At 62.8% G+C, this 22,802-nt stretch carries 24 protein-coding genes; 6 read left to right on the top strand and 18 right to left on the bottom strand.

Going from position 1 to position 22,802, the window contains the following annotated elements; translation table 11 throughout:
• The first annotated feature begins 173 nt into the window (after positions 1–173).
• On the top strand, positions 174–656 hold the full coding sequence (locus tag CGZ66_RS38725; RefSeq protein WP_095091943.1) for a peroxiredoxin: 483 nt from the start codon (positions 174–176) through the stop codon (positions 654–656).
• A gap of 71 nt (positions 657–727) precedes the next feature.
• Positions 728–1,207 carry a DUF2938 domain-containing protein gene (locus tag CGZ66_RS38720; RefSeq protein ID WP_095091942.1) on the top strand — a complete coding sequence of 160 codons (480 nt, stop codon included), beginning with the start codon at positions 728–730 and terminating at the stop codon, positions 1,205–1,207.
• Positions 1,208–1,214: 7 nt separating this feature from the next.
• On the opposite strand, the gene CGZ66_RS38715 is transcribed toward CGZ66_RS38720, so the two are convergent.
• From CGZ66_RS38715 to coxB, 13 genes are all read right to left on the bottom strand, one after another.
• Entirely contained in the window at positions 1,215–1,808 is a 594-nt protein-coding gene (locus CGZ66_RS38715) for a histidine phosphatase family protein (RefSeq protein ID WP_095091941.1), read from the bottom strand.
• Between the two features lie 42 nt (positions 1,809–1,850).
• Positions 1,851–2,381, bottom strand: a complete 531-nt coding sequence (gene rnhA / locus CGZ66_RS38710) for a ribonuclease HI (protein WP_095091940.1) — start codon at positions 2,379–2,381, stop codon at positions 1,851–1,853.
• Between the two features lie 11 nt (positions 2,382–2,392).
• Positions 2,393–3,355: a homoserine kinase gene (locus CGZ66_RS38705; RefSeq protein WP_095091939.1), complete on the bottom strand. Its 963-nt coding sequence runs from the start codon at positions 3,353–3,355 to the stop codon at positions 2,393–2,395.
• Between the two features lie 5 nt (positions 3,356–3,360).
• Positions 3,361–4,371 (bottom strand): 4-hydroxy-3-methylbut-2-enyl diphosphate reductase, encoded by a 1,011-nt coding sequence (gene ispH / locus CGZ66_RS38700; protein WP_095091938.1) that lies wholly within the window; start codon positions 4,369–4,371, stop codon positions 3,361–3,363.
• Positions 4,372–4,450: 79 nt separating this feature from the next.
• Positions 4,451–5,206 carry an SURF1 family protein gene (locus CGZ66_RS38695; protein ID WP_167392429.1) on the bottom strand — a complete coding sequence of 252 codons (756 nt, stop codon included), beginning with the start codon at positions 5,204–5,206 and terminating at the stop codon, positions 4,451–4,453.
• The gene (locus tag CGZ66_RS38690) at positions 5,203–5,589 is read right to left on the bottom strand and encodes a DUF983 domain-containing protein (RefSeq protein WP_095091936.1); all 387 of its coding nucleotides are present in this window, start codon (positions 5,587–5,589) and stop codon (positions 5,203–5,205) included. The genes CGZ66_RS38695 and CGZ66_RS38690 overlap by 4 nt, the downstream gene beginning before the upstream one ends.
• Positions 5,590–5,592: 3 nt before the next feature.
• On the bottom strand, positions 5,593–6,084 hold the full coding sequence (locus CGZ66_RS38685) for a L,D-transpeptidase family protein (protein ID WP_095091992.1): 492 nt from the start codon (positions 6,082–6,084) through the stop codon (positions 5,593–5,595).
• A gap of 140 nt (positions 6,085–6,224) precedes the next feature.
• The gene (locus tag CGZ66_RS38680; RefSeq protein WP_095091935.1) at positions 6,225–7,106 is read right to left on the bottom strand and encodes a cytochrome c oxidase subunit 3; all 882 of its coding nucleotides are present in this window, start codon (positions 7,104–7,106) and stop codon (positions 6,225–6,227) included.
• A 1-nt stretch (position 7,107) separates the two neighbouring features.
• Positions 7,108–7,731, bottom strand: a complete 624-nt coding sequence (locus CGZ66_RS38675) for a cytochrome c oxidase assembly protein (RefSeq protein WP_095091934.1) — start codon at positions 7,729–7,731, stop codon at positions 7,108–7,110.
• 7 nt (positions 7,732–7,738) lie between these two features.
• Positions 7,739–7,897 (bottom strand): hypothetical protein, encoded by a 159-nt coding sequence (locus CGZ66_RS38670; protein ID WP_095091991.1) that lies wholly within the window; start codon positions 7,895–7,897, stop codon positions 7,739–7,741.
• 2 nt (positions 7,898–7,899) lie between these two features.
• On the bottom strand, positions 7,900–8,844 hold the full coding sequence (locus CGZ66_RS38665) for a heme o synthase (protein WP_095091933.1): 945 nt from the start codon (positions 8,842–8,844) through the stop codon (positions 7,900–7,902).
• Positions 8,845–8,921: 77 nt separating this feature from the next.
• Positions 8,922–10,574 (bottom strand): cytochrome c oxidase subunit I, encoded by a 1,653-nt coding sequence (gene ctaD, locus CGZ66_RS38660; protein WP_095091932.1) that lies wholly within the window; start codon positions 10,572–10,574, stop codon positions 8,922–8,924.
• Between the two features lie 38 nt (positions 10,575–10,612).
• Positions 10,613–11,479, bottom strand: coding sequence for a cytochrome c oxidase subunit II (coxB, locus tag CGZ66_RS38655; RefSeq protein ID WP_245331400.1), 867 nt, complete (start codon positions 11,477–11,479; stop codon positions 10,613–10,615).
• A gap of 375 nt (positions 11,480–11,854) precedes the next feature.
• Between coxB and CGZ66_RS38650 the strand changes: the two genes are divergently transcribed.
• From CGZ66_RS38650 to CGZ66_RS38640, 3 genes are all read left to right on the top strand, one after another.
• Positions 11,855–12,460 (top strand): invasion associated locus B family protein, encoded by a 606-nt coding sequence (locus tag CGZ66_RS38650; protein ID WP_167392427.1) that lies wholly within the window; start codon positions 11,855–11,857, stop codon positions 12,458–12,460.
• 256 nt (positions 12,461–12,716) lie between these two features.
• The gene (gene tldD / locus CGZ66_RS38645; protein ID WP_095091931.1) at positions 12,717–14,129 is read left to right on the top strand and encodes a metalloprotease TldD; all 1,413 of its coding nucleotides are present in this window, start codon (positions 12,717–12,719) and stop codon (positions 14,127–14,129) included.
• Between the two features lie 243 nt (positions 14,130–14,372).
• On the top strand, positions 14,373–15,065 hold the full coding sequence (locus CGZ66_RS38640) for a transglutaminase-like cysteine peptidase (protein ID WP_167392426.1): 693 nt from the start codon (positions 14,373–14,375) through the stop codon (positions 15,063–15,065).
• Positions 15,066–15,147: 82 nt separating this feature from the next.
• On the opposite strand, the gene CGZ66_RS38635 is transcribed toward CGZ66_RS38640, so the two are convergent.
• From CGZ66_RS38635 to CGZ66_RS38625, 3 genes are all read right to left on the bottom strand, one after another.
• Positions 15,148–17,535 carry a caspase family protein gene (locus CGZ66_RS38635; RefSeq protein ID WP_095091930.1) on the bottom strand — a complete coding sequence of 796 codons (2,388 nt, stop codon included), beginning with the start codon at positions 17,533–17,535 and terminating at the stop codon, positions 15,148–15,150.
• Positions 17,536–17,721: 186 nt separating this feature from the next.
• Entirely contained in the window at positions 17,722–18,963 is a 1,242-nt protein-coding gene (locus CGZ66_RS38630) for a class I SAM-dependent RNA methyltransferase (protein WP_095091929.1), read from the bottom strand.
• The gene (locus CGZ66_RS38625; RefSeq protein WP_095091928.1) at positions 18,960–19,724 is read right to left on the bottom strand and encodes a TlyA family RNA methyltransferase; all 765 of its coding nucleotides are present in this window, start codon (positions 19,722–19,724) and stop codon (positions 18,960–18,962) included. The genes CGZ66_RS38630 and CGZ66_RS38625 overlap by 4 nt, the downstream gene beginning before the upstream one ends.
• A 168-nt stretch (positions 19,725–19,892) precedes the next feature.
• Between CGZ66_RS38625 and CGZ66_RS38620 the strand changes: the two genes are divergently transcribed.
• The gene (locus CGZ66_RS38620; RefSeq protein ID WP_095091927.1) at positions 19,893–20,294 is read left to right on the top strand and encodes a GFA family protein; all 402 of its coding nucleotides are present in this window, start codon (positions 19,893–19,895) and stop codon (positions 20,292–20,294) included.
• A gap of 29 nt (positions 20,295–20,323) precedes the next feature.
• Here the strand turns inward: CGZ66_RS38620 and CGZ66_RS38615 are convergent, their stop codons facing one another.
• Positions 20,324–20,617, bottom strand: a complete 294-nt coding sequence (locus CGZ66_RS38615; protein ID WP_095091926.1) for a hypothetical protein — start codon at positions 20,615–20,617, stop codon at positions 20,324–20,326.
• Positions 20,618–20,765: 148 nt separating this feature from the next.
• Complete coding sequence (dxs, locus tag CGZ66_RS38610) at positions 20,766–22,679, bottom strand: 1-deoxy-D-xylulose-5-phosphate synthase (RefSeq protein ID WP_095091925.1); 1,914 nt, start codon at positions 22,677–22,679, stop codon at positions 20,766–20,768.
• Positions 22,680–22,802 lie beyond the last annotated feature (123 nt).

Raw genomic sequence — 22,802 nt, 5'->3', positions numbered from 1 at the left:
ATTGAACGGATCATGCGACGCACTTGGTCCTCTCTTTGTCAATGTCGTAGTGCCAAAACCGCTGCTCACTTTTTGGGCGACATGGACTGAGGCCGCTCCTTGACGGTTGCAGAGGGCCGTCGAGTTCGCTACGCAATCACACGACCTCCCCCATTTTCCCAGACGAGGAACTCATGACCATTTCCGTTGGCGACAAGCTGCCTGATGTGACCTTCAAGACGATGACCGCCGACGGCGCGAAGCCGATCACGTCGGCTGAGATTTTCACAGGCAAGAAGGTTGTGCTTTTCGGTGTTCCGGGCGCTTTCACGCCGACCTGCAGCAACAACCATTTGCCCGGCTATCTCGAGAACCATGACGCCATCCTGGCACGCGGCGTGGATACCATCGCCGTCGTTTCGGTCAACGACGTCCACGTCATGGGCGCCTGGGCGCGCATCACCGGCGGGGAAGGCAAGATCCTGTTCATCGCCGATGGCAGCGGTGACTTCGCCAAGGCGGTCGGCCTCGACAACGACCTTTCCGCAGCCGGCATGGGACTGCGCTCGAAGCGGTTTTCGATGATCGTCGATGACGGCAAGGTCACGGCGCTCAATGTCGAGACCAAGCCCGGCGTCGACGAGTCCGGCGCGGCTCATATTCTGGGACAGCTCTAGAAATATCGGCGACAGCGTTGGGCCAGGGACCGCAAGGTCCCCTCGCCGACAGCTTTGGGGGGACCGCGACGATGTCTGACATCTTCTGGCGCAGTATCGCGATCGGCATCGGCGCCACGGCGCTGATGGACATCTGGGCGATTTTCCTGAACACGGTGTTTGCCCAGCCACGACCGAACTGGGGCCTGGTCGGCCGCTGGGTGTGGCATCTCAGGGAAGGTAAGGTCTTCCACGACGATATCGGCGATGCAAAGCCGTACGCGCATGAAGTCGCGCTGGGCTGGGCCTTTCACTATCTTGTCGGCATCGTCTACGGCATCATCCTGGTCGCGCTGGCGGGAACGGCATGGCTGGCGGCGCCGACCTTCCTGCCGGCCTTCATCCTCGGCATCGTCACCGTCGGTGCCGGCTGGTTCCTGCTGGCGCCCGGCATGGGTGCCGGCTGGGCCGCCTCGAAACGGCCCAACCCGATGCAGGTCCGCGCCCTCAACCTGGTGTCGCACACGGTGTTCGCGCTCGGGCTTTATGGCACGGCGTTGCTGATCCGCTGAAGCGAAGTTAATCGTCGCGACGCTGCACCGGTGCGTCGATCGGCTGCCATCCGTGGACAACGCAGCGTGGGCCGATATCATACGCGAAGTGGTTGCCGCCGCCCGCCGGCTGATCCGCTTCGCGGCTGATTTGCCGACCGCTAAGGGCGAGCAGCAGCAGCGTTCCGACGCCGCCATGACCGACGAACGCAATGTCGCCCGCGTCGGCGGCGCCGAGCACGGCGTCGACCTCGCTCACGATGCGATGCTGGGCATCGATGGCCCGCTCCCATCCACGAATGCTGTCATGAGGGTTGGCGAAGAACTGGTCCGCGACCGTTTCGAACTCCGGCGGCGGTAAAAACCCCGTCGCCGATCGGTCGTTCTCATGCATCCTTTCCCTCACCTCGATGGCAAGGCCGAGATGCGTTGCGAGGATTTCGGCGGTTTCCAGCGCCTTGCGTTCAGCCGACGACACGATGTGCCGGATTGAGCCGATCCAGGGCTGGTCGAGCATTGCAACCGCTCTCGCTCGTCCGATGTCGGACAACCCCCATTCCGGCACGGGAATGTTGGCATCGACCTGAACCTGGGGATGGGTGACATAATACAGGATCGGCATGATCGAGGCTCCCTGCCTGAGAGTGCTGACATGCTCCTGAGTTCAATAACTCTGGGTCGAGCGCCGCGCCTTCGCTGCTACCGTCTGTTTTGCCTGCGCAGCTGGCTTCGGCACTGCAGCGGGCTTGAACGGGCCTCTCTTGAACGGCGCCATGCCCTCGCGCGCGAGTTCGTCGGCGCGCTCGTTCTCGGCATGGCCGGCGTGGCCCTTGACCCAGTTCCAGGTCACCTTGTGACGTCTGTTGGCCTCATCCAGCGCCTGCCAGAGCTCACCGTTCTTGACCGGCTTCTTGTCGGCGGTCTTCCAGCCATTCTTCTTCCAGCCGTGGATCCACTTGGAAATGCCGTCCATGACGTATTTGCTGTCGGTGTGAAGGTCGACCGTACAGGGTTCCTTCAACGCATTCAGCGCCGAGATGGCGGCGAGAAGCTCCATGCGATTGTTGGTGGTCTCCGCCTCGCCGCCGGAAAGCTCCCTGGTGGTGCCGTTGAAGCGCAGGATCGCGCCCCAGCCGCCAGGGCCGGGATTGCCCGAACAGGCGCCGTCGGTGAAGATCTCAACGTGTTTGCTCATGATACCCCATATCAGGCCAATCCATATTCCGAAGGAGATCTGATCGCCCGATGGAATCGCATTCTGCGGATATATTCGGTCGGATCGCGTTTCATCACCAGCCCGCCATTGGGAACGGTCAACCAGTCGTAGAGCCGGGTCAGCATGAAGCGTAGCGCCGAGCCGCGCGCCAGCATCGGCAGCGCCGCCTTTTCCTGGTCGCTCAGGAGACGCACGCTCTGATAGCCGGCCAGCAATGCCTTGCCCTTGGTCAGGTTGAAGGAAAAATCCTTCTCGAAACACCAGGCGTTGAGGCAGGTGGCGACATCGTAGGCGTAGAGGTCGTCGCAGGCGAAATAGAAGTCGATCAGGCCGGAAAGCTTCTCGCCGAGAAAGAAGACATTGTCCGGGAAAAGATCGGCATGGATGATGCCTTGGGGAAGGTCCTTCGGCCAGTTCCGCTCGAAGTCGGCGAAGTCGGCATCGACCTCGGCAGCCAGGCCCGGCTCAACCTCGTCGGCGCGGTCACGGGCGGCATTCCAAAGCTTGCGCCAGCCGTCGATGGCGAGCGCGTTCTGACGCGTCATCGAAAAGTCGGCTCCGGCCAGATGCAAGGCGGCCAGGGCCTTGCCGACCTCGCCGCAGTGCGTCGATGTCGGCCGCCGCAGCGAAAGCCCTTCGAGGAAGGTGATGATGACCGCCGGCCGGCCGGCGAGCGTGCCGATGACGCTGCCGTCATGCGCGGTCACCGGCAGCGGGCAGGAAACGCCTTTTTTGGCGAGATGGCCCATCAACCCGAGGAAAAACGGCAGATCCGCCTTCTCGACGCGCTTTTCATAGAGCGTCAGGATGTACGAGCCGCTGGAGGTGTGCAGCAGGAAGTTCGAGTTCTCGGTGCCTTCGGCGATGCCCTTGTAAGACAGGAGATTACCGACCGGATATTGCTTCAGGAATGCGCCGAGTTCGCCTTCGGCAACGTCGGTATAGACCGCCATGTGCCTTACGCGGCTCCATTGACGAAAGCCATGTCGGCTCGCGTCAGTTCGACATCGCGCAGTACCCGCATGACCGGAAAATCCTCCGTTTCCGTGGCCGTGACGGCCAGGTCGATGGTGACGTCGAAGCGCTGGCGGAACGCGTCGATGATCTCGTCGACGATGATCTCCGGCGCCGACGCTCCAGCCGACAGGCCAAGCGTCGAGATGCCGGCGATGTCATTCCACGGAATCTCGGCGGCGCGCTGTACGAGAAGCGACATCGAGGCGCCGGCACGCTCCGCCACTTCGACTAGGCGTCGCGAATTGGAGGAATTGGGTGCGCCGACGATCAGGTAGAGATCAGCGCCGGCCGCGGTCTCCTTGACCGCCTCCTGGCGGTTGGTGGTGGCATAGCAGATCGATTCCGCCGCCGGGGCATGCAATTGCGGAAAACGATCCTGCAAGGCGCGGATGATGCCGGCGGTGTCTTCGACCGACAGCGTGGTCTGGGTAACGAAGCCAAGCGCCTGCGGATCGGCAGGCGAAAGCTTCGCGGCATCAGCCTCGGTCTCGATCAGCGTCACCGCCCCGTCCGGCAGCTGGCCCATGGTGCCGATCACCTCCGGGTGTCCGGCATGACCGATCAGCAGCACGTGGCGGCCAAGCCGCTGGTGGCGCATCGCCTGCTTGTGGACCTTCGAGACCAGCGGGCAAGTTGCATCGAGATAGAAGAGGTTGCGCGCCTGCGCGTCCGCCGGCACCGATTTCGGCACGCCATGCGCCGAGAACACGACCGGCGACTGCCGATGTTCGGCGGGAATCTCGGAGAGCTCTTCGATGAAGACGGCACCAAGGCTTTGTAGTCCCTCGACGACGTAGCGATTGTGCACGATCTCATGGCGAACATAGACCGGCGCGCCATATTTCTTCAGCGCCAGCACGACGATCTGGATGGCGCGGTCGACGCCGGCGCAAAAGCCGCGCGGCTGGCAGAGCCGGATCGCCAGGGGGGGCTTGGTGGTTGTCTGAAGCATTAAATCCTGGCCGGTTGATCAAAGCCGAAATGAGGTGCCTACCCCTGCCCTGTCAAGTGCAAGGGGGCGGCGGTCGCCTTCATTCCTCTTTCAAGGGGCGGCGAAGCCGCAGAATGAGCACGGCGGCGAGTGCGGCGGCGAGGCCATACCAGGTCATCGCATATTGCAGGTGGCTGTTCGGCAGGTCGATGATGGTGACGCCGCCGACCGGCAATCCGCCCGGATTCGGCGTCTTGTCAGCGTCGATGAAGATCGGCACCAGCGTGGCGCCCGCCGGCAGCCCGGCGCTCGCCGCCATCGCGTCGCGGTCCTTCCAGTAGAAGATGTTCTTCGCCACGTCGTTGTCAGGAAGCATCATCGACGGTTTTGCCGGCAGCGGGTTGCGGGCGAGGCCGGTGACCGTCACCTTGCCCGTCACCTGCCCCTTGGCGCGCTTGCCGGCATCCTTGAGATCGTAGGGTACGAAGCCGCGATTGATCAGCACGAAGCGGCCATCGTCGAGGGCCAGCGGCGTGTAGACGTTGAAGCCGGCTTCGCCTTCCCAGGTGGCATAGAAATGCCGTTCGCCGGAATGCAGGAAGGTTCCGCTGACGGTCACCGGCGTATAGTCGACGTCCCCGGTCGAGGCGAATTCCCTTTCGACCTCGGCGAGCGGCTGCGGCGCCGAGTGCGTACGCTGATCGATGGTCTGCAGCAAACCTTCCTTCCAGTGCAGACGCTGGACCTGCCAGGTGCCGAGCGCCAGCAGGATCAAAAACAGCACCAGCCCAAGGCCAAGCAGCAATGCCGTCCTTGGCCGCGAGCGGCCTCCAGCTCTAATGGATGCCTCGCTCATTCGCCGCGATCCAGCCGGCCCTCGGCCGCCTTGTTGCGGTATTGCAGTGTGAGCAGCACGCCCTTGATCAGCCGAAGCGCCGTCAGGCACAGCGCAACAGCCAGCGGAATCCAGAGCAGCAGATGCAGCCAGAGCGGCGGGCTGAGCGTCACTTCGACCCAGAGCGCCAGGCCGACGATGATGAAACCGATGATCAGGATGACGAAGACCGCCGGTCCGTCGCCGGCATCGGCGTAGGAATAGTCGAGGCCGCAATTGGTGCAGCGCTTGCCAACGGTGAGGAAGCCGGAAAACAGCTGCCCCTCGCCGCAGCGGGGGCAGCGACCGTGCAAGCCGGCCGAGATTGGATCGATGGGCGGCCAGATCGCCTTGTCGTCGCTCATTGCTTACCGCTCGATCTCGATCGGCGTCCCATCGGCCACCATTGCCCAGATTTCGTCCATGTCGGAGTCCGTAACCGCAATACAGCCGTCGGTCCAGTCGACCAATTGAAGCAGCCAGCCCCACCAGCCGAAACCGTTTGGCTGGCCGTGGATCATGATCATGCCTCCCGCATCGACATTGCGAGTCTTTGCGGCGGCCGGATCGTCGGCATTGGGATAGGAGATATGGATCGACCTGTGGGCGATGCTGTTCGGGTTGCGCCAGTCGAGGACATAGCGCCCCTCCGGTGTGCGTTGATCGCCCTCCTGGTGCTTGTGCCCAAGCGGATCGCCGCCGAGCGCGATGCTGTAGCTTCGCAGGACCTTGCCGCCGCCAATCAACTCCAGCCGCCGGTCCGACTTGTCGACACGCACCAGATCGACTTTCTCGCCAGCAAGGGCCGGCGCTGTGGCGATCATGCACGCGTAAATGGCACAGAGAAGAGTTAGCCGCATCGGCCATCGATCGGCGATCATTGCGCCGAAATGAAGAAGGCGGCCACGTCGCCGCGGCCGCCTTTTTTGAAATCCCTGGAGCCTGTTCCATCCCGATGAATCGGGATGTGCTCTATCCCTTTGTTTTGCTCAGGTCGAAATCAGTGGGCTTCGATCACCGCGCCGGCCGATCCCCAGACATAGATCGCTGAGAACAGGAACAGCCAGACAACGTCCACGAAGTGCCAATACCAGGCGGCCGCCTCGAAGCCGAAATGCTGCTTGGGGGTGAAATCACCCTTCATCGCCCTGAGCAGGCAGACCAAGAGGAAGATGGTGCCGATGATGACGTGGAAGCCATGGAAGCCGGTCGCCATGAAGAAGGTGGCGCCGTAGATGGAATCCTTGAAGGCGAACGGAGCATGAATGTACTCGTAGGCCTGCACCATGGTGAACAGCATGCCGAGGCCGACGGTCAGCACCAGGCCGTTGATCAGCCCCTTGCGATCGCCATGGATGAGCGAATGGTGCGCCCAGGTGACCGTGGTGCCCGACAGCAGCAGGATGATGGTGTTGTAGAGCGGCAGGTGGAAGGGATCGAGAACCTCCATGCCCTTCGGCGGCCAGACACCGCCGGTAAACGCGGTGCGGGCGTATTGCTGCACCTCGCCCGGAAACAGGCTGGCATCGAAGTAGGCCCAGAACCAGGCGACGAAGAACATCACCTCGGAGGCGATGAACATGATCATGCCATAGCGCAGATGCAGCGACACGACACGCGTGTGATGGCCCTCATGCGCTTCCTTGATCGTGTCCGACCACCAGGCGAACATGGTGTAGAGGACGATCGCCAGGCCGATGAAGAACAGCCACGGATTGGCGATGTTGAAGCCGAAGATCGGGAAGTCGCCGGCCTTGAGATACTGCATTAGGCAGACACCGCCGATTGCGGTCACCAGCGCGCCGATGGACCCCAGGAACGGCCATGGGCTCGGGTCGACGAGATGGTAGTCATGGTGTGGTTTTGCGTGCGCGTCTGCCATATCAACCCCCGAGATTTGCTTCGGTATTCGAAATTGTCTTGCTGCTGCCTTGGACCGGCACTGATGACGCGACCGGCTTGCTCTTCTCGACCGGGAACATCGTATAGGACAGGGTGATTGTCTTCACGTCCTTCAGTTCCGGTACATTCACGATATCGGGATCCACATAGAACACGACCGGCATGTCGAGCGTCTCGCCGGGCTTCAGCGTCGTATCGGTGAAGCAGAAGCACTCGACCTTGTTGAAGTAGGGACCTGCCAGTTCCGGCTGCACATTGAAGGTGGCGCGGCCGGTAACAGGGCGATCGAACTTGTTGGTGGCCTGATAGTGCGCCTGCACGGTCTCGCCGATCTTCATCGTCATCGAACGATCGACCGGCTGGAAATCCCAGGGTACGCCGGCGATGTTGGCGTCGAAACGGACAACGATGTCGCGGTCGAGCACCCGGTTCGCGTATTGCTGCGTGGCGCGCCGCGTGGTGCCGCCATAGCCCGTCGCCTGGCAGAACATCTTGTAGAGCGGCACTGCGGCATAGGCCATGCCGATCATGCCGCCGAAGAAGGCAAGGCAGACAAACGCGACGACGCGGTTGGTGTTCTTCCTGCTGGCAGTCACCTGGCTCATCGTGTTCTCACATCGAGCCGGGGTGATGACCGAATTTCACGATCGTCGCGATGTAGAAAATGATCACCAGCACGGCCAGCGCCAGGCCTATGGCGACAGAACGATTGCGTCTGGCTTTCCTCTGCCGCTCGGTCAGCGTGACCAGCTCGAGCTTTTCTTCGATCATGGTCATGCTCCACCCATGGCAAGCGCGCGCTCGACGACGCTGTCGGCGAGATAGGCAGCGAAGATGGCGAAGAGATAGAGCAACGAATAGGCAAACAAGGCCTTGGCCGGCTTCATCACGCGGTCATCGTCGGTCATGCCAAGCACTTTCCAAGCGTACCAGACAAAACCCAACCCAAGCAGCACGGCGGCCACGCCATAGACCGGCGTGGTGTAGCCCAGGATCCATGGCAGCACGCCGACCGGCGCCAGCAGCAGCGCATAGGCGAAGATCTGGCGGCGGGTCGAAGCCTGGCCGGCGACGTTCGGCATCATCGGAATGCCGGCGCGGGCATAGTCTTCGGACTTGAACAGCGCCAGCGCCCAGAAATGCGGCGGCGTCCACAGGAAGATGATCAGGAACAGGACAAAGCTTTCCAGGCTGACGCTTCCGGTTACAGCGGCCCAGCCGATAACAGGCGGAATGGCACCGGCGGCGCCGCCGATGACGATGTTCTGCGGCGTCGAGCGCTTGAGCCACATTGTATAGACGACGGCATAGAAGAAGATGGTGAAGGCCAAAAGCGTCGCCGACAGCCAGTTGACCAGCACGCCCAGCGTCATCACTGACAGAACTGACAGAACCAGCCCGAAACTCAGCGCTTCGCCCGGCCGGATGCGGCCGGCTGGCACCGGACGAGATGCGGTGCGCGTCATCACCGCGTCGATGTCGGCATCGTACCACATGTTGAGCGCGCCAGAGGCCCCGGCGCCGATGGCGATCGACAGGATGGCGATCACCGCCAGCAACGGATTGATGGTCACAGGAGCCGCGACCAATCCGACGAAGGCGGTGAACACCACCAGCGACATGACGCGCGGCTTCAGCAGGGCGAAGAAATCGCCCGCCGTCGCTTCCGACATGCGGAAGCCCGCTTCGTCAATGCTGGTTTCGTCGACTAGGGCCATGCGTACTCAAGTCCATCGTTCCGTTTGGCCAAAACCGCCGGCAGGCCGGCGCTTTCGATTCCATGGAGGCTGCCGCCTTACTTGATCTTCGGCAGCTGCTCCCACTGGTGGAAGGGCGGCGGCGAAGGCAGCTGCCATTCCAGTGTCGTGGCGCCTTCGCCCCACGGATTGGCACCGGCAACCCGCTTCTTCTGGAATGCCTCGAACACGCCGTAGAGGAAGATCGCCACGCCGACGGCCGAAATGTACGAACCGTAGGACGACACCATGTTCCAGCCGGCAAACGCGTCGGGATAGTCGATGGTGCGGCGCGGCATGCCGGCGAGGCCGAGGAAATGCTGCGGGAAGAAGATCAGGTTGACGCCGACGAAGGTGACCCAGAAATGGGTGTTGGCGATGGCGAAGGAATACATGTAGCCGGTCATCTTCGGGAACCAGTAGTACCAGCCGGCGAAGATGGCGAAGACCGCGCCCAGCGACAGCACGTAGTGGAAGTGCGCGATCACGAAATAGGTGTCGTGCAGCGAGCGGTCGAGACCCGCATTGGCCAGCTGGACGCCGGTGACGCCGCCAATCGTGAACAGGAAGATGAAGCCCAGTGCCCACAGCATCGGCGGCTTCAGCGAAATCGATCCGCCCCACATCGTGGCGATCCAGGAGAAGATCTTCACGCCGGTCGGCACCGCAATGACCATCGTGGCGAAGACGAAGTAGCGTTGCGTGTCGAGCGACAGGCCGGTCGTGTACATGTGGTGGGCCCAGACGATGAAGCCGACCGCGCCGATGGCGACCATCGCGTAGGCCATGCCGAGGTAGCCGAACACCGGCTTCTTCGAGAAGGTCGAGACGATGTGGCTGATGATGCCGAAGCCCGGCAGGATCAGGATGTAGACTTCAGGGTGACCGAAGAACCAGAACAGGTGCTGGAACAGGATCGGATCGCCGCCGCCATCGGGCGCGAAGAAGGTCGTGCCGAAGTTGCGGTCGGTCAGGAGCATGGTGATGCCGCCGGCAAGCACGGGGAGCGACAACAGCAGCAGGAAAGCGGTGACCAGCACCGACCAGGCGAACAGCGGCATCTTGTGCATGGTCATGCCGGGCGCACGCATGTTGAAGATGGTGGTGATGAAGTTGATGGCGCCAAGGATCGACGAGGCACCGGCAATGTGGATCGACAGGATCGCCAGATCCATCGCCGGTCCAGGCTGGCCCGAAGTCGACAGCGGCGGATAAAGCGTCCAGCCGCCACCGACGCCAAAGGCGCCAGGCGCGCTCGGCATGAAGGCCGAGGCGATCAGAAGCAGGAAGGCCGGCGGCAGCAGCCAGAACGAGATGTTGTTCATGCGCGGGAAGGCCATGTCAGGCGCACCGATCATGATCGGCACCATCCAGTTGGCAAAACCGCCGATCAGGGCCGGCATGACCATGAAGAAGATCATGATCAGCGCGTGCGCGGTGGCGAAGGCGTTGTACATGCTCTTGCCGCCGTCGATCGCGGCGTCACCGTTCATGCCGTAGACCATTTGCGCGAGGCCGCTGAAAATCTGGATCCCCGGCTCCTGCAGCTCCATGCGGATGGCGACCGACAAGGCACCGCCGACGATGCCGGCGAAGATCGCAAAGATCAGATAGAGCGTGCCGATGTCCTTGTGGTTGGTGGAATACACCCACCGGACCCAGCCGTGATACGGCTTGTGGTCGTGGTCGTCGTGAGCTGCAGCGTCTGCCATGTTCCGCTCCGTTCCCTGATCTTTTATTGGCCGCGGCATCAGTTGCCGGCGGCCGCTACCTTGTTCTGGCCGTCGACCTCAGCCATCAGCGCCTTGTTGGCGCCCGGCAGGTTGGTCTTGGCTTCCGCCAGCCAGCTTTTGAATTGCGCATCGGAGACGACGCGGATGGCGATCGGCATGAAAGCATGATCCTTGCCGCAGAGCTGCGAGCACTGGCCATAGTAGAGGCCTTCTTTGTTGGCCTTGAACCAGGTCTCGTTGGTGCGACCGGGAACCGCGTCCATCTTGATGCCGAACGACGGCATGGCGAAGGAGTGGATCACGTCTGTTGCGGTCACCAGGACGCGGGTCATGGTGTTAACCGGCACAACCATCTCGTTGTCGACGGCGAGCAGGCGCGGATAGATCTTGCGATCCTCCTTGCCAGCAGCTGCCCGGTCGGCTTCCTGCAGGATCGCGGAGTTGAAGGAAATCGTGTTCTCGGTCTGGTATTCGTAGTCCCAGTTCCACTGGTTGCCGGTCGCCTTGACGGTCAGCTTTGCGTCTTCCGGCGGCGTGTATTGCGCGGTCAGCAGCTGGAACGAAGGAATGGCGATGCAGAGCAGGATGACGACCGGGCCGACAGTCCAGATCACCTCGATCAGCGTGTTGTGGCTGGTCTTGGAGGGAACCGGGTTCACGCTCGCGCGGAATTTGAGGATACAATAAGCAAGCAGGCACAGCACCAGTATGGTGATCGGGACGATGAACCACATCGTGTAGTTCCCGAACCACTCGATCTGCCGCATCATATCGGTCGCCGGCGCCTGGAAGCCGGTCTCCCAGTCCCTGGGCTGATCGGCATGGGCGGATGCGCCGGCGAAAAACGTGGCAGCGGCACTTGCGCCTGCTAGGAATTTTCTCATCGCCCTCATCGTCTCCCAGTTCCTCGAGGCTATGCCCACGAGAATATCGAACAATGCCGGGACGGGAATCCCGACAGTCTCAAGGTGGTTCAAACCATACTCTTTTTCCCTCCGCAAGAAAGGAGCGGGCGAAACCGTGCGGCATTTTTGCGCGCAAGCCCGGATGTGCCTTTCAAGGCAGCGGCAACGGTCCCGAATCGCATATGATCGGCCATGGCCACATTCCTGCGGGCCGGGCGTGCCGACCGTCGCAATTCGGGCGAAATTGGCTAAGAAAAGCGCCGTATTGGCTGTTTCGGGGCAGACCGGTTGCGGTCTCGTCCTTTACTTGGCTTTGGCGCGGCTTAAAGTGCCGTGATTCGCAATGGAGCCGTCATGAACTCTTGGCTTTCGAGACTTGCGCTTTCGGGAATCTTGGCGCTTTCGAGAATCTTGGCGCTTTCGAGAATCTTGGCGAAGGTCATCTTTCTCGCCGCCTTGTCCGCAATCGGCCCGTCCGTTATCGGCCAGCCCGTTGTCGGCTTGTCCAGCCAGGCAAATGCCGCGCAGCCGAGCGGCACCGTCCGCTCGACGCATGGCGCGTGGTCGATCATCTGCGACACGCCGGCCGGCGCCACCTCCGAGCAATGCGTGATGATGCAGAACGTCGTCGCCGAGGACCGTCCCGAGATGGGGCTGTCGGTGGTCGTGCTGCGCACAGCCGACAACAAGGCGGAGATCCTGCGCGTGCTGGCGCCGCTCGGCGTGCTTTTGCCCAACGGTCTCGGCCTCAACGTCGACGGCAAGGATATCGGCCGCGCCTATTTCGTGCGCTGCTTCCAGGATGGCTGCTATGCCGAAGTCATTCTCGAAAAGCCGCTGCTCGACACGTTGAAGACCGGCACGTCGGCCACCTTCATCGTCTTCCAGACCCCGGAAGAAGGCATCGGCATCCCCGTCGACCTCAAGGGTTTCGCTGACGGTTTCGCCGCCCTGCCCTGAGACCTCGGCGCTTGCGAAGAATCCAACGTCAGGATGGATGTCACCTTCCTTGGGCGTCACCAGGGCCAACCTTGAGGAACGGTTCTCGAACTGGGATTCAAGACCGGCGACATCAAGGATCTCATCAACCAAAAGTGACGTCGATGGGCTGTCGACGATCGCATTTGTCGTGACAATGCAGCGGGGCGATTGTCTCCGGGCACCTTCGCGCCTACATCGTGGCTAAAGAAGCATTTCTCCTGTGAACGGACGCGCCATGAACAGCCTGATCGGCCAATTCGACATTTCAGACGATCGCATCAAGCAGATTGTCACTGAGACCATCAATGGCGCCGACGACGGCGAACTGTTTCTCGAATACAGCGAGAGCGAAGCGCTGATGTTCGACAACGGCCGGCTGAAGACCGCCAACTTCAACACCGACCAAGGGTTTGGCCTGCGCGCCGTTGCTGGCGAAGCCAGCGGCTATGCCCATTCCAGCGACCTTTCCGAGGCCTCGCTGCTGCGCGCCGCCGACGCTGTTTCAACCGTCAAGGGCGGCTATTCCGGCACGCTGGCCGCGGCACCGGCCCGCACCAACCGCCATCTCTATGGTGAAGAGAATCCGATCCCCTCCCCCTCTTTCGAGGTCAAGGCAAAGCTGCTGCAGGAAATCGACGCCTGGCTGCGCGCCGAGGATCCTCGCGTGCGCCAGGTTTCTGCCTCGCTGTCCTCATCCTGGCAGCATGTCGAGATCGTGCGCGCCGATGGCCAGGTTGTGCGCGACATCCGCCCGCAGGTCCGAGTCCACGTTTCTGTCGTCGTCGGCGATGGCGACCGCCAGGAGAGCGGCTCCTACGGCATGGGCGGACGCAAGGCCTTCGGCGACTTCCTTGTCGAGGACAGCTGGAAGCACGCCGCCAAGGAGGCGCTGAGGCAAGCGCTGGTCAATCTCGAGGCCATACCGGCGCCGGCTGGCACCTTCGACATCGTGCTGTCCAGCGGCTGGCCGGGCGTCATGCTGCATGAGGCTGTCGGCCATGGGCTCGAGGGTGACTTCAACCGCAAGAAGACCTCGGCTTTCGCCGGCCTGATGGGCCAGCAGGTCGCCGCCAAGGGGGTGACCGTCGTCGACGACGGCACCATGCCGGAGCGGCGCGGGTCGCTCACCGTCGACGATGAAGGTACCCCGACGGCCCGCAACGTGCTGATCGAGGACGGCAGACTGGTTGGCTACATGCAGGATCGCCAGAACGCACGGCTGATGGGCATGACTGCGACAGGTAACGGGCGGCGTGAAGGGTATGCCCACCAGCCGATGCCGCGCATGACCAACACCTTCATGACCGCGGGCGACATGGAGCCGGACGAAATCATCGCCTCGGTCAAGAACGGTATCTATGCCGTCTCCTTCGGCGGCGGCCAGGTCGACATCACCTCGGGCAAGTTCGTGTTCGGCTGCACCGAGGCCTACATGATCGAGAACGGCAAGGTGACCCAGCCGATCAAGGGCGCAATGCTGATTGGCAACGGGCCAGACGCCATGCACCGCGTGGCCATGATCGGCAACGACATGCAACTCGATACCGGCATCGGCATGTGCGGCAAGGCCGGACAGGGCGTGCCGGTCGGCGTCGGCCAACCGCATCTCCGAATGAACCAGATGACGGTGGGCGGCACGCGGGTTTGAATGTACCTGGTGCGGCCGACCAAGCCAGACTCAAAATCGCCAATCTGACAGGCGCCGGGCGTCGCAACGTTGCTCGATCCTGCCGGGGTTCTGGGCCAAAGACGGCGCTTTCCAGCCGAATCCCTTTCGGCACCTTGAAGCGAACACAATCCACGTTAGGAAATTATTAAGTCTCTAACTGCCTGGGCTGCCTTTTGCGCACGAACGCAGCACCAGCTTCCTGGTTGCGGTGGTGTTTTGGCAATGCGGCATGTCCCCGGCGTTCTCACTTCCTCTTTCCTACTTGGCTTCGTTTCGTTGATCGGTGCGACATCGCTGCAAGCCAGCCCGGCTGAAGCTCAGTCGACATTGTTCAAGTCGCGATCGACGCAATCTTCCCTGCAAGGGCTGCGCTCTGCCACAGTCGGTGCAAGCACCAGCGTCCCCTACGGTTGGGTCGATTTCTGCCATCGCCGACCAAAAGAGTGCAAGGTGCCCGCTCTGCCGGCCGCGAATGTCAAGCTGACCGCGCAGAACCTGCGCATCCTCAAGCGGATAAATCAGAAGGCGAACAGCTTCATCAAACCGGTCAGCAATTTCGACCACTGGGGCACGATGGTGGACCATTGGGATTACCCCGTGGACGGCAAGGGCGACTGCAAGATCTACGCTCTCTACAAGCGCAAGCTTCTTCTGGAGGCGGGATTCCCCCGGCAGGCGCTACTGATGACCGTGGTGCGCGACCTGGACAATGAAGGCCACACCATCCTGACGGTGAAAACCGATAAGGGCGATCTTGTCCTGGACAACCTGGTCGATGAGATCAGACCTTGGAATGCGACGGGCTATTACTTCCTCAAACGCCAGTCCCAGCAAAACCCAAACACGTGGGTGTCGATCAACCAACGGGGCGGCACGTCGAAAACCCTCACGAATGCTTCCAAGCTCGTAGACTGAGCGGCCTACCAGACCAGAGCGCTTCAGCTTTTTGAAGGTTCGGTGCCCGGCGACCGGCGGGCAATCCCTGCCTCACTCCTGCCTACTGCTTGCATGGAGGCTCGCCCGGGTGTCCGCAGGCAGGCTTCTTGTTGCCTCGCGGCGGCTGCTGATTGGGCTGTTGCGGCGGACGCCGCTCCTGGACCTGGGGCCTGGGCTGAGCATGGAACTCCGGCTTCTGCGGCTTGGAGAACACTTTCACGTTCGGCTTCTCCTGCAGCTTGAGTTGGCGCTGCGGATTCTCGTTCGGCTTGTTGACCTTGAAATTCCGCTGGACGTTGACTTGCGGGCCGGCGGAGCCTCCACCGCCGTTCTGCGGCTTGCGGAACTTCTTGTTCCCGTTTCCCGGAGCCTGATCGCTCGGTCCGACAACGCCCTGGCCGGCGGACAGATCCTTGCGCGTCAGCTTCTTCGGCTTGCCGCCACCCTGGTCGGAGAAGACAGCTGGATTGTTCTTCTTGATCCTCTCCTGCACGTTCGGGCGCTGCCCGGCCGGTGCACCGTTGACGGTCGGCAGCCTGCTGAACTTGCCGTTCTTGCCCTGCCCATTGCCACCTCCGTTCTGCTGGCCATTGCCCTGTCCGGTAACGGCAGCGCCGGCATTTCCCGTAGCCTGCTGGTTGCCGCCCAGGGTGCCTTGCTTGCCAAGCAGCTTCTTGGACTTGTTGTTGGGCAGATTCTGGCCGTTGAGCACCGGCGGTTTGCCATTAACGAGTGGCAGCGTCTTGCCGTTCGCTCCCGGCAGGGTGTGATCAGTTGAGAGCGTCTTCGAGACCGGCTTTGCGCCGGGAGGCTGCCGGCCTTGCGTCACACCCTGGCCGAGTTTGCCCGGAGCGGCAGGCTTCTGGTTAGAGAGCACGGCCTTCTTATGCAGCAGCGGCGGCAGCGCCACCTTGGTCGCGAGCGCTGCGGCGCCCAGTCCAACAGCGGCGCCGGTCAGCTTCTGGCCGGTGGTGCGGCCGCCGCCACCCTGCCCTGCCTGATTGTTCTCGGTATTGATCGTCGTGTTGTTGATGACGGTCGTGTTGTGGATGTTGTTGAAGATGACGTTGTCGGGCGGCGGCGCAATGTTGTGCGGCGGGTTGACCCACACCGGCACCGGCACGAAGACCGGCGCCGGCAGGACAAAGACATCGACTGCCGGCCGCGGCGGCGCCAACACGACAAAATCCGACGGAGGCGGCGGCAGGAAGATCACCGCGACAGGCGGTGGTGGCTCGAAGTCGAAATCCGGATCATCGAAATAGAGCACGGGCCGGTCGACATAGATGATCTCTTCCGGTGGCGGCGGCGGCACGTCGTAGTCATAGACGGTAAAGTCCTCCGGCGGCTCCAGCGCTGCATCGAAATGCTCCAGCCGGCGGCGGGCATCCCAGGCATGCGGGCCGTGCGCATAGCGATCGAGGTAGGACCAGTAGGCTTCCGGGGTGTCCCGGAGCCAGGTTTCGCGCCAAGTGATTGCTTCGCGCCGAGCAGCGATGATGGCACGCACGCGCTTGGCCATTGGATTGCGCGGGTAGGCGCCGACGAAATCCTCGTAACCGCTGAGCGTGTCGCGGTCGAGGGCCGCGACATAGGCATCGCGGGCGTCGAAGTCGCGGATCTCTCTGGTCCGGTTGGCTTGGGACTCAGCCTCCGAGACCCTGGGCGCGGGCGCGTCCGGAGCGCGGTCGAAGAAGACGAAGGGCGCCGTGATCTTTGAGGCGCCCCACGGAACTTCCGCGCCCTGGGTCACCTCGTTGACGCGCAGGCGCGTGCGATCGAAGACATCGTCAAGCGGCAGGCCGCCTTCGCGCATCATCTCCGCCAGCGCCTGGGCATAGGCACCGTATGGACCTTTGCCTTCAGGCGCGACCGTACCCGGGGCGGCATTGAACGCAACAAGCATGTTCGGATCGGGATCGACCAGTGCAAGACCTCCGGCCAGCGGCTGGTTCGTCTGCGGGAATGCATTCGGCCGCGCCGCATCGAGCACGACGATATTGACCTTCGTCTGCAGTCCAGCCAGCGACTTCGTGACATCGGAGAGCCGCATCCCCTGAAGCGGGACGTCGGTTGGATTGGCGATCTGGGCATCGACAGGCAAGAAGTAATTCTCGCCTTCGAACTGTACGCCCTGGCCGGCGAGATAGATGAAGACCACCGCGTCGGGACCGGCAGCAGAAACCTTGCCAAGGAAATCGCGTAGCGCGCCGCGCAGCGATTCCTGGTCGACGTCGCGGGCACCTACAACATCGAACCCTGCTGCCTGCAAGGTCTGGCCGATCAGCCCGGCATCATTGGCGGGCGTCGCTAGCGCACCAGACGGATAGGCCGCATTGCCGATGACGAAAGCGAGGCGTTTTTCGCTCTGCGCGAGGGCACCGGTCACCGAAGCGGCCACGAAAATGAAGAGGAGGAAGAAGCCTAGGAATTTCTGGAGCGTCCGCATTTCTGGCCACCAAGTATGGAAACGGTGATGGAGCAGGATGGTTCCTTCCTCCAGTGATTTCCAAAATAGACGGTCGCAAAGAGGCGGCTTCGCGGCGCGATTTCGGCAAACCCGCCTGACGCCGAAACCTCAAGAAAATGTGATCATTTTCGGTTCGCGCGTGAACCGAAGGAAATGCGAACAGCGCTACCGCCTTCGTTTGGGCTTCTCCAGAAGCGCCACGGCCTCGACATGCGGCGACCACAGGAACTGGTCGATCGGCGTCACGCTTTTCAATGTGTAGCCGCCGTCGAGCAGGATTCGCAGGTCGCGAGCCAGCGTGACCGGATTGCAGGATACGGCCGCGACAAACGGAACGTCCGAGCGTGCGATCTGCTTCGACTGGTCCTCGGCGCCGGCGCGTGGCGGGTCGAACACCAGGCCGTCGAAGCCATTCAATTCCTTGAAGGTCAGCGGCCGGCGGAACAGGTCGCGGCGCTCGCCCGTCACCCGCTTCAGGCCGGTCGCGAAGCGCGAGCCCCGGTCGAGCGCCGAAAGGGCTGCCGCATCGCCTTCGACCGCATGGACTTCCGACTTCTCTGCCAGCCGCAAGGCAAAGCTGCCGCAACCGGCGAACAGATCGGCGACCTTCTTGGCGCGCTTCAGATGTCCGCCGACGATGTCGGCCATGGTCTGTTCGGCGGCCTCGGTCACTTGCAGGAAGGCGCCCGGCGGCACGGCGACAGCGACATTGCCGAACATGACCACAGGCTTCCTTGGCTCGATGATGATCTCGTCATCGATGGACAGCCTGGCAAATCCCTGAGCCAACACGAAGTTGGAAGCGATCCGACGCTGGTGTTCGCCCAGTTTGCCGGACTCGTAGACTGCGACGTCAAGGCCCGACCCGGTCACGGTGACCGCCAGCCGGAACGATTTGGTGGTGGCGCACACCAGTTCGGCGAGCGCCTTCAGCCGATCGAACGCGCTGACGATCTCGGGCAGCGAGATCGGGCATTCCGATATCGAGATGATTTCCGGCGACAGATGGCGATTGAAGCCGAGCAGCATGCCAGTATCGGTGCGCCGCGCGGCGAGCACGACGCGGCGGCGCGTGTGCGGCGCGCAGGCGACCAGTTCGCCGATGTCGCAATCGATGCCCTTGCCCTTCAGCGCGTGCACCACCTTTTCGCGTTTCCATTGGCGATAGGCTGCGGCTTCGAAATGCTGGAGCGCGCAACCGCCGCATTCCGTGAAATGGCGGCAGGCGGGATCGATGCGCAGCGGCGAAGCCTCCAGCACCGCCATCAGCGTGGCACGGTCTTTTTCGCGCGCGGCGGTGACGACCTCGCCGGGTAGTGTGAAGGGAATGAACAGATCGCCGCTCTCGGTCTCGGCGATGCCGTCGCCCTGGGCGCCAAGTTTCCTGATGCTGAACCGCGCGCTCATCGATCCTTGATCCCACCGAGCAGGAATTCGCGATTACCGTCGCCGCCTTCGATCGGCGACAAATGCAGGCCCAGCGAACGCCAGCCTGGAACAGCGTCCAGCCAATCCTGCAGCAGGCCGGCGACACGGGCGGCGTCGTAGGGATCCTTCAACAGGCCGCCCTTGCCGATCGCTTCGCGGCCCGCCTCGAATTGCGGCTTGACCAGAAACATGGCACCGGCACCAGCCTTCGCAAGGCCAAGCGCCGGCGGCAGCGCCAGTTTCAACGAAATGAAGCTGACATCGGAGACGACGAAATCCGGGATGCGGCCGGCCAGATCATCGGCTGTGAGATCGCGCGCGTTCAGGCCCTCGATGACAGTTACACGCGGATCGCCGCCGATATCGGCATGCATCTGGCCGTGCCCGACATCGATGGCGGTGACGTGGGCCGCGCCGCGCTCGAGCAGCACCTGGGTGAAGCCGCCGGTCGAGGCGCCGATGTCTAGCGCTTCACGGCCGGCTGGATCGAGGCCGAAATGGTCGAGCCCACCGATCAGTTTCAGCGCCGCGCGCGACACATAGCCTTGCGCCGGATCATCAATGGCGATCAGGCATTGCGGCGGAACGTTCTGGCCGGGCTTGCGGGCTATGACGCCGTCCACCATCACCGTGCCACGCTCGACCGCGTCGCGGGCGCGCGAACGGCTGGCAAAAAGGCCCCGCTGGACGAGCAGGTCGTCGAGCCGCTGGCGGGGGCTGGCTGGCAGAGGCGAGTTCATTGGCCTTCATGGCGAAAGCCGGTCGCGAAGGCAAGGATATTGGGGCGGGACAAGGAACATCGTTCGAAGCATGCGAACACTTCAAGCCGCTGCGCCGCTTGCGAGCATCGCATCGGCCCGGCACAATACCAAGCAGGAGCGCCGTACTGTCCGAACGAGGAAGGACGAATGCTGACAGGAACCTGCCACTGCGGTGCGACCCACTGGACCCTGGAGGGCGATCCCGGGCCGATCACCGCGTGCAGTTGCACGCTTTGCCGCCGCTATGGCGCGCTCTGGGCTTACGATTATGTCGACGAACGCATCCGCGTCGCGGGGCCGATGAAGAGCTATACGCGCCCCGGAAAGGACACGCCCTCGCTTGAGATCCTGTTCTGTCCCACTTGCGCTTGCGTGCTCGCCTGGCGTGGCTTGGGCTCCCACGCCACTGGCCGCACTCGAATCGCCGTCAATGTAAGGCTTGCGCCGCCGGAGGCCGTCGCCGACTTGCCGATCGACCATTTCGATGGCCTCGACACTTACGACGACCTGCCGCGCGATGGCCGCTGCGTGCGCGACATGTGGTTCTAAAGCGCGCCGCGCTTGGACGGCGGCATGCTCTAGAAAATGGTTCGCGAAACCCGGCGATCGACGGCTGGAGACAAACCGTCATCCCGATTTCCCGAAGCCTGCTCGCCCGGATGCTCGGTCGCAGGCGCAGGCGCCGGCACAGGGTCCGGCAGGACCACCAGCTGCGGCGCCTGCTTGTAGGAAAAGCCGCCGCGGATATCGCCCATCTTGCCAGCGATGATGCCCATGGCCGCCTTTTCAAGGCTGCGATCATAGCGCGTTTCGGCGGCGACCGGCGCGACGATGACCGCTGAAAGCGCCACGCCGCACAGAAGCGTTCTCATTGTTTTTGTCTCCCTGCCTGGTCAGGATCTAGCAGGGCGCCGTTGAAAAACGGCCAAGAGACACGGTAAGCAAAGCGCCAAACGGTAGCGTTAACAAGGCGTTAAGGCATCAAGCCGGCAAACTGATTCAAGCCCTTGAGACTTTGATTCAGGCGCGCTGGGCGCGGGCTGTATGGCCGAGGGCGATGAACACCGTGCGCACGATGCCGGCGGCATCAAGCCCGGCATCGGCATACATCTTTTCCGGCTTGGCGTGGTCGGTGAACGCGTCGGGCAGCACCAGCGGGCGTACCTTCAGGCCACTTTCCAGCAAGCCCTCATGGGCGAGGAACTGCAACACATGGCTGGCGAAGCCGCCGACGGCGCCCTCTTCCACCGTTACCAGAACCTCGTGCGAGCGGGCCAGCCGGCGGATCAGATCCTCATCGAGCGGCTTGGCGAAACGGGCATCGGCGACCGTGGTGGAAAGCCCGGCTGCGCCAAGCTCCTCGGCGGCGATCAGGCAATCCTGCAGCCTGGTCCCGAAGGACAGAAGCGCGACCTTGCTGCCTTCCCTGACGACGCGGCCCTTGCCGATTTCGAGGACAGCGCCGCGCTCCGGCATGTCGACGCCGACGCCATTGCCGCGCGGATAGCGGAAGGCGATCGGACCGTCATCATAGCTTGCGGCGGTGCGCACCATGTGGCGCAGTTCCGCCTCGTCTGCTGCTGCCATAACCACGAAACCCGGCAGGGTCGCCAGGAAGGTGGTGTCAAAGGCGCCGCAATGGGTGGCGCCATCGGCGCCGACGAAGCCGGCGCGGTCGATGGGAAAGCGCACCGGTAGTTTCTGGATCGCGACGTCGTGGACGACCTGGTCGTAGGCGCGCTGCAGGAAGGTCGAATAGATAGCGGCGAACGGCTTGTAACCTTCGGTGGCGAGGCCGGCGGCGAAGGTCACCGCGTGCTGTTCGGCGATGCCGACATCGAAGATCCGCGAGGGAAATGCTTCACCGAACAGGTCGAGGCCGGTGCCGCTCGGCATGGCGGCGGTGACGGCGACGATGCGGTCATCCTCGCGGCCCTCCTGGACCAGGCTTTCGGCGAACACCTTGGTGTAGGCTGGCGCGTTGGCCGGCGCCTTGGCCTGCGCACCGGTGATGACATCGAATTTGTTGACACCGTGATACTTGTCGGCGGCGGCTTCGGCCGGCGCGTAGCCCTTGCCCTTCTGGGTGACGACATGGATCAGCACCGGGCCTTCGCCATTGTCGCGGACGTTCTTCAGGACCGGGATCAGATGCTCGAGATTGTGACCGTCGATCGGGCCGATGTGATAGAAGCCGAGCTCCTCGAAGAGCGTGCCGCCGGTGACGTAGCCGCGTGCATGCTCGACCGCCCGGGTGATCGCACGGTCGGCGCGCTTGCCGAGATAGGAGGTCAGTTTCTTGCCGAAGTCGCGCAGGCCGACATAGGTCTTGCCCGAGGCCAGACGCGCCAGATAGGCGCTCATCGCGCCGGTCGGCGGCGCAATCGACATGTCGTTGTCGTTGAGGATGACGATCAGCCGGGCATCGAGCGCGCCGGCATTGTTCATCGCCTCGTATGCCATGCCGGCCGACATGGCGCCATCGCCGATGACGGCGATGACGTTGTTGCGGCCGCCGGAGAGGTCGCGGGCGGCGGCCATGCCGAGGCCGGCCGATATCGATGTCGAGGAGTGAGCGGCGCCGAAGGGATCGTATTCGCTCTCGGCGCGACGGGTGAAGCCGGACAGGCCCCCTTCCTGGCGCAAGGTGCGGATACGGTCGCGACGGCCGGTCAGGATCTTGTGCGGATAGGCCTGGTGGCCGACATCCCAGATCAGCCGGTCATCCGGGGTGTTGAAGACATAGTGCAGCGCCACCGTCAGCTCGACCACGCCAAGGCCGGCGCCAAGATGGCCGCCGGTGTGGGACACCGCGTCGATCAGTTCGGCACGAAGCTCGGATGCCAGTTGCGGCAATTCACTCTCGGCAAGCGTGCGCAGGTCGGCCGGGATGCGGACCTTGTCGAGAAGCGGCGTGTGCGGCGTTGAATTCACGGGTAGGCCTGCTCAGGCTTTCTGTTCATGGGCGGGATAGGCCGGCCGCCGGCGAAAGTAAATGCGTGTCTGTGACGCGGATCAGGCTTTAGGTCCCAAAACCCGGCCACTTTTGGGCGACAT

It is taken from the genome of Mesorhizobium sophorae, assembly GCF_002270415.1.
GTDB classification, from domain to species: domain Bacteria; phylum Pseudomonadota; class Alphaproteobacteria; order Rhizobiales; family Rhizobiaceae; genus Mesorhizobium; species Mesorhizobium sophorae.
The sequence above is the reverse complement of the archived record's forward strand: the minus strand, read 5'-3'. Positions and strand labels throughout refer to the sequence as shown.